This is a genomic window from Streptomyces sp. NPDC088707 (genome assembly GCF_044752725.1).
Classification (GTDB): domain Bacteria; phylum Actinomycetota; class Actinomycetes; order Streptomycetales; family Streptomycetaceae; genus Streptomyces.
The window spans coordinates 38900-51677 of record NZ_JBIVLV010000020.1; the positions used below are offsets into that span (position 1 = coordinate 38900).

At 73.3% G+C, this 12778-nt stretch carries 11 protein-coding genes and 1 tRNA gene; 7 read left to right on the top strand and 5 right to left on the bottom strand.

The genetic code is table 11. The features are described from left to right. Window positions 1-42 precede the first annotated feature (42 nt). Window positions 43-903 (top strand): dihydropteroate synthase, encoded by an 861-nt coding sequence (gene folP / locus ACIP84_RS37670; RefSeq protein ID WP_355962354.1) that lies wholly within the window; start codon window positions 43-45, stop codon window positions 901-903. Window positions 904-993: 90 nt separating this feature from the next. Here the strand turns inward: folP and ACIP84_RS37675 are convergent, their stop codons facing one another. Both ACIP84_RS37675 and dapE read right to left on the bottom strand, forming a co-directional pair. After that, window positions 994-1743 carry a TIGR00730 family Rossman fold protein gene (locus ACIP84_RS37675; RefSeq protein ID WP_355962351.1) on the bottom strand — a complete coding sequence of 250 codons (750 nt, stop codon included), beginning with the start codon at window positions 1741-1743 and terminating at the stop codon, window positions 994-996. Window positions 1744-1850: 107 nt separating this feature from the next. After that, entirely contained in the window at window positions 1851-2945 is a 1095-nt protein-coding gene (gene dapE, locus ACIP84_RS37680; protein WP_319310022.1) for a succinyl-diaminopimelate desuccinylase, read from the bottom strand. 29 nt (window positions 2946-2974) lie between these two features. On the opposite strand from dapE, the gene ACIP84_RS37685 reads away from it, so the two are divergent. Together ACIP84_RS37685 and ACIP84_RS37690 are read left to right on the top strand one after the other, a co-directional pair. After that, a complete protein-coding gene (locus ACIP84_RS37685; RefSeq protein ID WP_401804695.1) occupies window positions 2975-3940 on the top strand; it encodes a hypothetical protein in 966 nt (321 codons plus the stop codon). A 430-nt stretch (window positions 3941-4370) separates the two neighbouring features. After that, window positions 4371-4832: an ATP-binding protein gene (locus ACIP84_RS37690; RefSeq protein ID WP_355962345.1), complete on the top strand. Its 462-nt coding sequence runs from the start codon at window positions 4371-4373 to the stop codon at window positions 4830-4832. 85 nt (window positions 4833-4917) lie between these two features. Here ACIP84_RS37690 and ACIP84_RS37695 read toward each other — a convergent pair whose 3' ends face one another. Both ACIP84_RS37695 and fdxA read right to left on the bottom strand, forming a co-directional pair. Further along, a complete protein-coding gene (locus tag ACIP84_RS37695; protein WP_355962343.1) occupies window positions 4918-6012 on the bottom strand; it encodes a bifunctional succinyldiaminopimelate transaminase/glutamate-prephenate aminotransferase in 1095 nt (364 codons plus the stop codon). Window positions 6013-6120: 108 nt separating this feature from the next. Continuing rightward, window positions 6121-6441 (bottom strand): ferredoxin, encoded by a 321-nt coding sequence (gene fdxA / locus ACIP84_RS37700; RefSeq protein WP_015035968.1) that lies wholly within the window; start codon window positions 6439-6441, stop codon window positions 6121-6123. Between the two features lie 112 nt (window positions 6442-6553). On the opposite strand from fdxA, the gene ACIP84_RS37705 reads away from it, so the two are divergent. The 4 genes from ACIP84_RS37705 (at window position 6554) to ACIP84_RS37720 (ending at window position 11830) form a co-directional block, all read left to right on the top strand. Further along, entirely contained in the window at window positions 6554-7555 is a 1002-nt protein-coding gene (locus ACIP84_RS37705) for a GNAT family N-acetyltransferase (RefSeq protein WP_401804698.1), read from the top strand. A gap of 7 nt (window positions 7556-7562) precedes the next feature. Beyond that, window positions 7563-8489 (top strand): tetratricopeptide repeat protein, encoded by a 927-nt coding sequence (locus tag ACIP84_RS37710; RefSeq protein ID WP_401804701.1) that lies wholly within the window; start codon window positions 7563-7565, stop codon window positions 8487-8489. A 102-nt stretch (window positions 8490-8591) separates the two neighbouring features. Continuing rightward, window positions 8592-10244 (top strand): serine/threonine-protein kinase, encoded by a 1653-nt coding sequence (locus ACIP84_RS37715; protein WP_401804704.1) that lies wholly within the window; start codon window positions 8592-8594, stop codon window positions 10242-10244. Beyond that, complete coding sequence (locus ACIP84_RS37720; RefSeq protein ID WP_401804707.1) at window positions 10244-11830, top strand: serine/threonine-protein kinase; 1587 nt, start codon at window positions 10244-10246, stop codon at window positions 11828-11830. Before ACIP84_RS37715 ends, ACIP84_RS37720 begins: the two co-directional genes overlap by 1 nt. A gap of 129 nt (window positions 11831-11959) precedes the next feature. Here the strand turns inward: ACIP84_RS37720 and ACIP84_RS37725 are convergent. Continuing rightward, window positions 11960-12034, bottom strand: a tRNA-Val gene (locus ACIP84_RS37725). Window positions 12035-12778 lie beyond the last annotated feature (744 nt).

Here is a 12778-nt window from a genome sequence, read left to right on the forward strand (position 1 = left end):
GCTAGGGTCACAGGCGAACGGACACGAGGGAGGACAAAAGGGATGCTGCGCTTGGGACGGCGTGAATTCGGGCCGCACGAGCCGGTGATCATGGCGATCGTGAACCGGACCCCGGACTCCTTCTACGACCAGGGCGCCACCTTCCGGGACGAGCCGGCGCTCGCCCGCGTCGAGCAGGCCGTGGCCGAGGGAGCGGCGATCATCGACATCGGCGGGGTGAAGGCGGGCCCCGGCGAGGAGGTCACGGCCGAGGAGGAGGCGCGGCGCACGGTCGGCTTCGTCGCCGAGGTCCGCCGCCGCCATCCCGATGTCGTCATCAGCGTGGACACCTGGCGGGCGGACGTCGGCGCGGCGGTCTGCGAGGCCGGTGCGGACGTCCTGAACGACGCGTGGGGCGGGGTCGACCCCGGACTCGCCGAGGTCGCCGCGAAGTACGGGGCGGGGCTCGTGTGCACGCACGCGGGCGGCGCGGAGCCGCGGACGCGGCCGCACCGCGTGGAGTACGAGGACGTGATGGCCGACATCCTGCGCGTGACCGTGGGGCTCGCGGAGCGGGCGGTCGCGCTCGGGGTGCGGCGGGACGCGATCATGATCGACCCGGGCCACGACTTCGGGAAGAACACCCGGCACAGCCTGGAGGCGACGCGGCGGCTCGGGGAGATGACGGAGACCGGCTGGCCGGTGCTCGTGTCCCTGTCCAACAAGGACTTCGTCGGCGAGACGCTGGACCGGCCGGTGAAGGAGCGGGTCCTCGGGACCCTGGCGACGACCGCCGTGTCCGCCTGGTTGGGGGCGCGGGTGTACCGGGTGCACGAGGTCGCCGAGACGCGTCAGGTGCTCGACATGGTGGCGTCCATCGCAGGGCACCGGGCGCCGGCCGTGGCGCGGCGCGGGCTGGCGTAGCCGGGCGCGGGGCGGAACCCGGCGGGCCGGACGGGGCGGAAGGGAACGGGGCGGGGGCGACGGGAGACCGTCGCCCCCGCCCCGGGACCGCTACTTGCCCGTCTCCTTCGTCACCAGCGCCACCGCCTCGTCCACGTCGTCCGTGACGTGGAAGAGGAGCAGGTCCCGCTCGGAGGCCTTGCCGCCCGCGACGACCGAGTCGCGGAGCCAGTCCACCAGGCCCTTCCAGTACGCGGTGCCGAAGAGGACGATCGGGAAGCGGGTCACCTTGCGGGTCTGGACCAGGGTCAGCGCCTCGAAGAGCTCGTCGAGGGTGCCGAGGCCGCCGGGCAGGACCACGAAGCCCTGCGCGTACTTCACGAACATCGTCTTGCGGACGAAGAAGTAGCGGAAGTTCACGCCGATGTCGACGTGCGGGTTGAGCCCCTGCTCGAAGGGGAGCTCGATGCCGAGGCCCACCGAGACGCCCTTGGCCTCCCGGGCCCCCTTGTTGGCCGCCTCCATGGCGCCGGGGCCGCCGCCCGTGATGACCGCGAAGCCGGCCTCGACGAGCGCCGTGCCGATCCGTACGCCCGCCTCGTACTCCGGCGAGTCCGGCTTCGTGCGGGCCGAGCCGAAGACGCTGATCGCGCTCGGCAGTTCGGCGAGGGCACCGAAGCCCTCGACGAACTCGGACTGGATGCGCATGACCCGCCAGGGGTCGGTGTGCACCCATTCCGAGTCGCCCTCGGTGTCGAGCAGCCGCTGGTCCGTGGTGCCCGGCTGGACCTGGTCCCTGCGCCTGAGCACCGGCCCGAGCCGCTGCTCCTCCGGCTTCGTCTCCCCTTCAGGGATACCCATGGCCTGCTCCCTCCGTCGATCCAACGATCTTCTGGTCCGGTCAGCGTAGGACCACAGAGGTGACGAAACGCGAAATTACGGGAGTCGGGACGAGGGAAGTCGGGCGGTCAGGCGGTCAGCCAGTCACGGAGCCGTGCCTCGCAGTGGTGGATCCGGTCGACGGGCACGTGCTCGTCCCGCTTGTGCGCGTAGATCGGGTCGCCGGGGCCGTAGTTGACCGCGGGCACCCCGAGGGCGCTGAAGCGGGCCACGTCGGTCCAGCCGAACTTGGGCTGGGCGCTGCCGCCGACGGCCTTCATGAAGGCCTCCGCCGCCGGGTGGGAGAGGCCGGGCAGGGCGCCGGGGCTCTCGTCGTCGACCACGAGGTCGGCGATGTCGCAGTCGGCGAAGAACTCGCGGACGTACGCCAGCGCCTCGGCCGGCGAGCGGTCGGGGGCGTAGCGGTAGTTGACCGTGACCGTGCACGCGTCGGGGATGACGTTGGTGGCGACGCCGCCCTGGATCGCGACGGCGTTGAGGCCCTCGTGGTACTCCAGGCCGTCGATGACGGGCTTGCGCGGTTCGTACGCGGCGAGGCGGGCCAGGATGGGGGCGGCGGAGTGGATGGCGTTGGAGCCCATCCAGGAGCGCGCGGAGTGGGCCCGCTCACCGGCGGTGTGCAGGATGACGCGCAGCGTGCCCTGGCAGCCGCCCTCGACCTGGGCGTCGGAGGGCTCCAGGAGGACGGCGAAGTCGCCCTCCAGCCAGTCGGGGTGCGCGTCGGCGATCTTCCCGAGGCCGTTGAGGTGGGCGGCGACCTCCTCGTTGTCGTAGAAGACGAACGTGAGGTCGCGGTTGGGCTCGGGGACGGTGGCGGCGATCCGCAGCTGGACGGCGACCCCGGACTTCATGTCGGAGGTGCCGCAGCCCCACAGGATGCCGTCCTCGTCGAGCCGCGAGGGCACGTTGTCGGCGATCGGCACGGTGTCGATGTGGCCGGCGAGCACGACCCGCTCGCCACGGCCGAGGCTCGTACGGGCCACGACGTTGTTCCCGTACCGGTCGACCGTGAGGTGCGGCAGGGCGCGCAGCGCCTGCTCGATGGCGTCCGCGAGCGGCTGCTCGGTCCCGCTGACGGACGGGAAGTCGACGAGGGCGGCGGTGAGCGCGGCCCCGTCCTGGGACAGGTCGAGGGGCGTGTCGAGCGGGGTGATGTCAGCCATGTGCCGACCCTAACGCGGCCTCCAGTACGGTGGGCCCCGTGTCCGAGCCCATCCGCCCCCGCCGTCGCGGCCGCCTCGCCCGTTCCGCGGCCGCCTTCGCCGCGCTCCTCGGCCTTGCCTCGTATGTGGCTTTCCACCAGATGACGGGGAGTACCGGTACGCCCCGGTGCAGTGTCGGCACCGGGGACAACCGGTACGAGTTCACCCCGGAGCAGGCGTCGAACGCCGCGATGATCTCCGCTGCGGGCACCACCCGGGGCCTGCCGGAGCGGGCGGTGACCATCGCCCTCGCGACGGCGCTCCAGGAGTCGGCGCTGCGGAACATCGAGCACGGCGACCGGGACTCCCTCGGCCTCTTCCAGCAGCGGCCCTCGATGGGCTGGGGGACGCCGGCGCAGATCATGGACCCGGTGTACGCGTCGGGGAAGTTCTACGACGGTCTCGAGAAGGTCCCGGGCTATTCGCGGCTGCCGCTGACGGTGGCGGCGCAGAAGGTGCAGAAGAGCGGCTTCCCGCAGGCGTACGCGAAGCACGAGCCGGACGCCACGCTGCTTTCGGCGGCGCTGACGGGCCGGTCCCCGGCCGCCCTCTCCTGTACGGCGAGCGACGCCGAGGGCCGTCCGGGCGATCCCGAGAAGGTGCGCGCGGAGCTGGTACGCGCCTTCGGCGAGAAGGCGGCGCCGACGGCCGTGACGGGCGGACCGAGCGCGGGCCGGTCGGCGGCCGAGCCGCCGGTGCTCGTGGTGCCGGTCCGGTCGGCGGCCGGGTCCCGGGACGCCTCCGCGGAGGCGCGGCGCGGCTGGGAGCTGGCGCAGTGGGCCGTGGCGCGGGCGGAGACGCTGCGCATCACGGAGGTCGTGTACGGGGACCGGGTGTGGCGCGCGGGTGAGGCCCGGGGCGGCTGGGCGAAGGTCGCGGGGGCGTCGGGGTCCGGCGGAACCCTGGGCGCGCCCGCCTCCGGCGCGGGGTCCGTCCGCATGCGACTCGCCCAGTAGCCGCTCGGCCCTCGGCCTCCGGCACTCGATCTCGGGCCGGCCTCCGGCCCGTCCCTTGCCGGTTCCCGGGATTCTCGGACCGGTCTCCGGCACTCCGGCCCGTCCCGTTCGATTGAGGTCGGTCGGCAGCCGATCACCCGTACGGCGATTCACTCGCCCGTGGCATGACACCGGTGCGTGTCCGGAGAGATTCGCGACCCTTCCGCGCCGCCTTTCGCGCGTCGCGCCCCACCCTCTCAATCCCCTTGCAGGGCAAGGGAAGTGACGGTTCGGCAGGCAGCCACACAATGACGCGTTCGTCCGTTTTCCTCCCCACCCGACAATACGACGCATTGCCAAGTCTTTACCTTCGACCGCCGCAACCCAACCCGCCCCAGAGCCGGTTGTCACTGCGTCCGAACCACACCTCGCACCTCGTCGAAGGAGCACCATGTCCCTCCCCCTGACCCGTCGGATCGCCCGCGCCGCCCTCCTCATCGCGGCCGGAGCAGCCCCCGTGGTCGGTGCGGCCGGCTCCGCGAGCGCCCTGGACCACAGCCTCGCGCCGACCGGCGCCCTCGGCGGCGTCACCGCCCTGGACGCCGCCGGTGCGGGCACCGCCGTCGACAGCGCCTCGCAGACCGCCACCGGCGTCGTCGGCGCCACCGGCAGCCAGGCCGTCGGCACGGCCGTCCCCGCCGCCGGCAAGACGGTCGGCGCGGCGGGCAAGACCGCCACCCCGGCCGCCCAGCAGGTCGCCGGTGAGACCGCCGGCAGCGCGGGCGAGGTCGTCGGCAAGACCGCCGGCGCCGCCACCGAGAGCGCGGAGGGCCCGACCGGCGGCGCCCTGGGCGGCGGCCTCGGCGGCCTGCCGACCGGCCAGACGCTCGGCGGCCTGCCCGTCGGCGGCTGATCCGACCGGGAACCGTCACGCGGAAGGGCCCGGGGAGCGGATGCTCCCCCGGGCCCTTCCGTATGCCGTGGACGGCCGTGGCCGGTCAGCCGAGCCGCTTGACCGCCGCCGCGACCCGCTCGTCCGTCGCCGTGAACGCGACGCGCACGAACCGCTCCCCCGCCTCGCCGTAGAAGTCGCCCGGCGCCACGAGAACGCCCTTCTCCGCCAGGTACGCCACGGTCTCCCAGCACGGCTCGTCCCGGGTCGCCCACAGGTACAGGCTCGCCTCGCTGTGCTCGATCCGGAAGCCGTGCGCCTCCAGGGCGGCCCGCAGCGCCGCCCGGCGGGCCGCGTACCGCTCCCGCTGCTCGGCCACGTGCGCGTCGTCGCCGAGCGCCGCGACCGTCGCCGCCTGCACCGGCGCCGCCGTCATCATGCCGCCGTGCTTGCGGATCTGGAGCAGCTCACCGAGCACGGCCGCGTCGCCCGCGGCGAACGCGGCCCGGTAGCCGGCCAGGTTGGAGCGCTTGGACAGCGAGTGGACGGCGACGATGCCCTCGTACGAGCCGCCGCAGACGTCCGGGTGCAGCACGGAGACCGGGTCGGCCTCCCAGCCCAGCTCCAGGTAGCACTCGTCGGAGAAGACGAGGACGCCGTGCTCGCGCGCCCAGGCCACGATCCGGGTCAGCTCGTCCTTGGAGAGGACCTTGCCGGTCGGGTTGGACGGGGAGTTGAGCCAGAGCAGCTTGAGCCCCGCCGGGTCCAGCAGCGTCGGGTCGTCGTAGACCACGGGCGTCGCACCGCAGAGCCGCGCGCCGACCTCGTACGTCGGGTACGCGAGCCGGGGGTACGCCACCCGGTCGCCCGCGCCGAGACCCAGCTGCGTCGGCAGCCAGGCCACCAGCTCCTTGGAGCCCACCACCGGCAGCACGTTCTCGTGGGCGAAGTCCACCGCGCCCAGCCGCCGCTCGCACCAGCCGGTCAGCGCGTCCCGCAGCTCCTTCGTCCCCCACACCGTCGGATAGCCCGGCGAGTCCGCCGCCGCGACCAGTGCCTCCTGGATCAGTGCGGGGACCGGGTCGACGGGCGTGCCGACCGAGAGGTCCACGATTCCGTCGGGGTGCGCCACGGCCGTCTTCTTGTACGGCTCCAGCTTGTCCCAGGGGAAGACGGGCAGGCGCGAAGAGACTGCGCTCACGGGTTGGCTCTCACTTCCTGTACGTGCGCGGGTGAGGCGTCGGGAAACGCCTCGGCCCCGTACGGCGGCCGACGCCGTACGGGACCGGGTGCGACCTGAAGCGGTCGATCAGCCGTTCTGCGGCGGCAGGGCGGCGATGAAGGGGTGGTCGCGCTCGATCTCGCCGAGCTTGGAGGCACCACCGGGCGAGCCGAGCTCGTCGAAGAACTCGACGTTCGCCTTGTAGTAGTCCTTCCACTCCTCCGGGGTGTCGTCCTCGTAGAAGATCGCCTCGACCGGGCAGACCGGCTCACAGGCCCCGCAGTCGACGCATTCGTCCGGGTGGATGTACAAGGACCGCTTGCCCTCGTAGATGCAGTCGACGGGGCACTCCTCGATGCACGCCTTGTCCTTCACGTCGACACAAGGCTGCGCGATGACGTAGGTCACGCTGTCGTTCCTCCTCGATAGGGCTGGTCTGCGCGGGAGCGCGGCGTCGTCGATGCCCGCACCTAGTATCTCCGTTCTCGGGGGCGATCCGAACAGGAGGGGCGGAGAAGCTGTGGAATTCACCGGCGGAGGACGCCTTGAGGTCCGAATTACCGGCGCTGACGTGGGAAAACGTGTCTCCGTTCGGTACGTGACGGACTCACCGGCCGCGGGTGAGAAGTTCACCGACGCGGTCGGCGTTCTCACATCATGGGACAACTCTGTGCTGCTGATCACACGAAAGAGCGGCGAGAGCGTCCGGATCGCGGAATCCACCCTGGTCGCCGGGAAGATCGTCCCGGCCGCCCCGGCCCGCCGGCGCGGCCCCTCCGCCACCTTTCCCGAGCTGGCCCGCGCCACCGCGCGCGCGTGGCGGCCGGTCGAGAGCGAGATGCTCGGCGAGTGGACCCTGCGGGCCTCCGACGGCTTCACCCGGCGGGCCAACTCGGTGCTCCCGCTCGGTGACCCGGGGCTGCCGGTCGCCGACGCCCTGACGCACGTACGCGCGTGGTACGAGGCCCGGGGGCTCCCCGCGTACGTCCAGACCGCCACCGGCGCCGAAGGCACCCAGGAGCTGCTCTGCGCGGCCCTCGACCGGCACGGCTGGCGGCGCGAGGTCTCCGCCGAGGTGCGGATCGCGGCACTGGCCCCGATCGGCGACCTGGACGCCGACATCTCCGCCGTACGCCTCTCCCGGACCGTCGACGAGTCGTGGCTCCGCCGCTATCAGCGCTTCGGCGAACCGGGCCCGGCTGTACGGTCGGTGCTGACGTCCGGCCCGAGTGTGTGGTTCGCATCCGTGGCGGGCACGGGAGAGGTACCTGCGGCGATCGGACGGTGCGTGGTCGACGGACGCTGGGCCGGCTTCATGGCCGTCGAGGTGGACCCCGGACAGCGGCGCCGGGGCCTGGCGACGTCCGTCATGACGGCGCTCGCCCGGCAGGCCCTCGACGAGGGCGCGTCGGCGGCCTGGCTCCAGGTGGAGGCGGACAACGACGGCGCGCGGACGATGTACGACGGGATGGGCTTCACGCCGCACCACCACTACCACCACTACCGATGGGCGGAGGCGTGACGGAGGCGTGACGGAGGACGTACCACCACCGGAGGACGGGCCGGAGAACGGACCGGAGGACGGAGCACCACGGCGGGACGGGGCAGCGGGCGAGGACGCCCGCGAGAGCCCGGAGCCGCCCGACTGGCGGCGGGAGTTCGCGGAGGAGGCGCGGTCGGAGCGGCCGGACCTCGCCCGGCTCTGCCTGCTGATCGGAGCGGTGGCCGACCCCACCGTCACCCGGCACGTCCTGAACGAGGCCGAGATCGAACTCGACCGCCTCGCCGGGCTCGTCCCGTACGCCACCCGGATCGTCGGCGACTGGGCCACCGCCCTCGCCGACCTCCTCGGCACCCGGGAGGGCTTCGAGGGCGTGCCCGCCGACTACCAGCGTCTGGAGTCCTCGCTCCTGCACGAGGTGCTCCGACGCCGCCGCGGCCTGCCCATCCTGCTCTCCGTGGTCTGGATGGAGGTCGCACGGCGGGCCGGCGCCCCCGTGTACGGGCTCGGACTGCCCGGCCACTTCGTCGTGGGCTTCGGCGACCCCGCCGACCTGAACCTCGCCGACCCGTTCGCGGGCGGTCGCGCCATGACGGGCCCGGACGCCGAGCTCCTGGTGACGAGCGCGACGGGCGAGGCCCTCGACCGCTCGATGCTCCGGCCCGCCGAGCCCGGCGCGATCGTGCTGCGCGTCCTCAACAACATCCGCGCCTGGGCGGCCCCCCGCCCGGAGCGCTCCGACGTGGCCCTGTGGGCGGTGGAACTCTCCCTGCTCCTCCCCTCCCACCCGGCGAGACTCCGCTACGAGCGCGCCGAGCTGCTCGTCCAGCGCGGGGACTTCCTGACCGGAGCGGCGGAGATGGAGGCGTACGCGCAGGTCATGGACGCGGTGGACCCGGAGTCGGCGACCACGGTCCGGCGCCGGGCGCAGGCGGCGCGGGCACGGCTCAACTAGGACGTGACCGCAGGGACGGATCGCGCGGGAGGGGCGCCCAAGTCGGCGCACCCGTACAGCCCTTAGACTCCCCAGGCGTTCTCGGGGGAGGGTGACGACAGCATGCAGCCACGCGGGCCGAACGATCCGTCGCAGGTGGGGCCGTTCCGTACGGTCGCGGTGCTCGGGCAGGGCGGGATGGGCCGGGTCCTGCTCGGGACGGCGGCGAACGGACAGCTCGTCGCCGTCAAGCAGGTGCACGCCGACCTGGCCGACGACGCCGGGTTCCGGTCGCGGTTCCGGCGGGAGGTCGACGCCTCGCGCCGGGTGTCGGGCGCCTACACGGCACCGGTGGTCGAGGCCGACCCCGAGGCGGAGACGCCCTGGCTGGCGTCGCTGTTCCTGCCGGGGCCCTCGCTGAGCGAGGCGGTGGCCGCGTCGGGGGCGGGCGCGGCAGCGGTACCGGCGTCCACGGCGGCGCCCGCGTCGGCAGGCCTGCCCGAGGAGGCCGTACGGCGGCTCGCCGCAGGCCTCGCGCAGGCCCTCGCCGACATCCACCGGGCCGGACTCGTCCACCGCGACCTCAAACCGTCCAACGTGCTGCTGACCGACGACGGGGTCCGCGTCATCGACTTCGGCATCGCCCGCGCCACCGACCAGATGACCAAGCTGACCCACACGGGCGCGCTCATCGGCTCCCCCGCCTTCATGGCACCCGAGCAGGTCAGGGGCGAGGCCCCGACGCCCGCCACGGACGTGTTCGCGCTCGGCGCCACGCTGGTGGTCGCCTGCACGGGGACCACACCGTTCAGCGGCACCTCGGTCCCCGCCCTCATGCACTCCATCGCCCACGCCGAACCCGCCCTCGACGGCGTGCCGCCGGGCCTGCGCGGGATCGTCGCGGCCTGCCTGGCCAAGGACCCGGCCCTGCGGCCCTCGCCGCAGGACGTCCTCGCCATGATCGGCCCGGTGGCTCCGCTGCGGCAGCCGTGGCCGGAGGGCGTACAGCGGCGGATCGCGGAGCAGGCGGCGGAGGTCGAGCGGCTGGTGAGCACGGTCCCGGCACAGGCGGGACCGGCCGCGACCGTACCCGTGCCCGTGCCCGTACGGCGTTCCCGACGGCAGCGCCGGTGGATCGCCGCCGCCGTGGCCGCCGGGTCCCTCGCCGTCACCGGGGCGGTGTTCGCCGCGACGGGCTGGGCGGCCGAGATGTACTACATGGTCGTGCCGGAACCCGTACCGACGCCGGGGAACGTACCGCTGAACCAGGTGGCCGACACCTACAAGGGCACGATCCCGAGCTGCGCGGAGGCCGGGACGGCGATGAAGCGGCCCGCCGGCTTCACCCCGTTCCCGGTCAAGGGCGGCGGGCCGCCGACCACCTCGGCGGACGGACAGCAGAACCAGTGCACCTGGAACACCCGCTCGGGCGACGAGATCGTCGTCATCTGGAGCGTCTACCGGTCGAAGAACGGCGGGCTCACCGGAGCCGAGCAGTCGAAGTCCCACTACGAGGGGATGTACATACGCGGCAAGACCCTGCGCGTCTCCACGCTCGGCTTCGTGCAGGAGGCCCTCTGGTACAAGCCGGACGGCAAGTACTGCGTGCTGTACGGCCGGGACGTGAACGCCGAGCTGTTCGTCCTGGTCAAGGGCACGAACTACCCCGTGGGGACGTGTGAGGCCGTGACGGAGGACCTCGGGAAGCAGGCCATGGCCGCGCTGAAGGCTAAAGCCCATGCGAAGGCCCAGGCGCAGGCGCAGGGCGCCCGGTGATGCGGCCCCTGGGACCCACCGACCCGCGCACCGCCGGCCCGTACCGGCTGCTGTCCGAGCTCGGCCGCGGCGGCATGGGACGCGTGTTCCTCGGCGCCGCGCCGGACGGACGGCTCGCCGCCGTGAAGCAGGTACACGCGCGCCTCGCCGCCGACGAGGACTTCCGCGCCCGGTTCCGGCGCGAGGTCGCGGCCTCGCGGAGGGTGTCCGGCGCGTGCACGGCGGCCGTGATGGACGCCGACACCGAGGCCGCCACGCCCTGGCTCGCGTCGGTGTTCGTCGCCGGGCCGTCGCTCGGCGCGGCGGTCGAGCGGACCGGGACGCTGCCCGTGGAGACGGTACGGCGACTCGCCGTGCAACTGGCGACGGCGCTGGAGGAGATCCACCGGGCGGGGCTCGTACACCGCGATCTGAAGCCCGAGAACGTGCTGCTGGCGGAGGACGGGGCCCGGGTCATCGACTTCGGGATCGCACGGGCGGCGGAGGCGGGAGCCGGGCACGTCACCGAGCTGACGGGGACGGGACTGGTGGTCGGATCACCCGCGTTCATGTCGCCCGAGCAGGCCGAGGGGAAGGAACTCGGCCCGGCGAGCGACGTGTTCTCGCTCGGCTCGGTCCTGACGCTCGCGTCGACCGGGGCGAGCCCCTTCGCCGGACCCTCGACCTTCCAGGCCCTGTACAACGTCGTCCACACGGAGCCGGACCTCACCGCCGTACCGGCCGACCTGCGCCCGCTCGTGACGTGGTGCCTGGCGAAGGACCCGGGGGCCCGCCCGACGCCCGCACAGCTCCTCGCACGACTGGGGCCGGCGGCGCCGGCGGCACGGCAGTGGCCGCCCGCGGTGCACGCGGCGATCGGGGAACAGCGGCGGAGCGTCGACCGGCTACTGGCCGGCGCGGACGACGACCGGGCCGGGGAGCGGACGGTGATCCTGCCACCGGGCGGCGGGGCGGCCGCACCGACCGCCGTGGCCACCCGGGTGGACGCGGCACCGGCCCGCCGCCCCCGCAGGACCGGCAGGTTCGTCGCCGCCGGGGTGGCTCTGGCGGTCGTGGGCGGCGGGACCTGGTGGTACCTGAAGGACGATGTCCTCGGCGCCGGACCGCCGGACCGCTTCATCGCCATGCCGGTCTGCTCGGAGGTGGCCGCGGCCCTGCCGGTGCCGGGGGAACGACGCCCCGACCAGGACCAGTACATCGACTACTCGGACCGCGCGGAGACCAGGTGTTCCTGGAACGACAAGGACGAGCCGCAGCCGGACGGCTGGAACTACTACGCGCACGCGGTGGTCCGCTGGGAACTGCGCCGCAGCGCGGGCACGAAAGAGAACGGCACACGGCGCCAGGAGCAGGAGTTCGCCGACGAGGCGAAGGGCGAACGCCCGGAAACGGGCATCGCCTTCGCAGACGAGGCCTTCTGGAGCGCTCCGCGCAGCGGTGACACGACGTGCACGCTGTACGTCCGCGCAGGAAACCTGAAGGTGGTGGTGTCCTTGGGCGGGAAGCGCCACCCGGCGGAGACGTGCGAGGAGGAGGCCAGGAAGATCTCGGCGGCGGCGGTGTCGGCGATGCCGAGCGGGTCCTGAGGGGGCTGGGGCAGGGTCGGGCAGGGTGGGGGCGGCCGGCCAGGGACGAGGAGCAGCGGCGCGGTGGAGAGCAGAGCCAGGGCGTGGGCTGTCCGCCGGCGCACGGACGCCGCCTCCGAGGGGTAAGGGGGCGGGGCGACCGGATTCGAACCGGCGTCCTCCGAGATGTCATCGCGGCGCACTACCTCTGTGCTACGACCCCGCCCTTGGGATGACCTTAACGGGGGAAGGGACGGGGGGCCGAAGGGATCTCGGAGAAACCCTCGCCTGCGGTCACGAGCACCTGGGCGGTCCAGGACTCGTGGGCGTGGGGCAGGGGGAAGGGAGGCTTCGGCTTCTGCGGGCGCCGGTGCTGACGGGCCATTGATCGACCTGGGTCCAGGGGGTTGGGGTCTGGGGGTTTCTGGGGCGAGTGCGCTTGTGGGCTTCTGGTGCGGCCGCCCTCTTTCCGAGTGTGGCGGCCTCCACCACCGCGTCAAGGGCGCTCCTGCGTCGCGTCGGCTTCGCCGATGGGCTGCGCCCACCCTTGACCCGGCGGCGGAGGCCGCCTTTTCACACTCGGAGGGCGGCCGAGGGGCGTGGCCACGCGGGGGCCCGGGCAGTGGCCGCTCGCCGCTTGCGTCTGACGGTCGGTGGGTGGGGGCTTGGTTTGTGGCGGGGCGGGGTGGGCTTCCGTCGGTCGGTTCGGGGTGCGCGGTCGTTGAATGGGGCGGCCCGGCTCGGCTTGGCGAGTCGCGGTAGCCGGTTGGCTGGGCTTCAGGCCCCGCTGGTCACTCCCGGTGGGTGGTGAGGAGTGGTCGGCGTGAGTTTCTTGCACTTTCATCGCCCGATAATGGTGATTCGCCCCTTATGAGGCTTAATCCGGGGAGTGTTACTCGGAGTAGCGCGCAGTTGTCCACGCCTGACCCAACCCCACCCACCGGGAGTGACCAGCGGGGCCTGAAGCCC

Coding starts and splice junctions, on each gene's coding strand:
- ACIP84_RS37675 (WP_355962351.1), bottom strand. CDS start 1,743: ATGGGTATCCCTGAAGGGGAGACGAAGCCGGAGGAGCAGCGGCTCGGG.
- ACIP84_RS37715 (WP_401804704.1), top strand. CDS start 8,592: ATGCAGCCACGCGGGCCGAACGATCCGTCGCAGGTGGGGCCGTTCCGT.
- dapE (WP_319310022.1), bottom strand. CDS start 2,945: ATGGCTGACATCACCCCGCTCGACACGCCCCTCGACCTGTCCCAGGAC.
- folP (WP_355962354.1), top strand. CDS start 43: ATGCTGCGCTTGGGACGGCGTGAATTCGGGCCGCACGAGCCGGTGATC.
- ACIP84_RS37720 (WP_401804707.1), top strand. CDS start 10,244: ATGCGGCCCCTGGGACCCACCGACCCGCGCACCGCCGGCCCGTACCGG.
- ACIP84_RS37690 (WP_355962345.1), top strand. CDS start 4,371: ATGTCCCTCCCCCTGACCCGTCGGATCGCCCGCGCCGCCCTCCTCATC.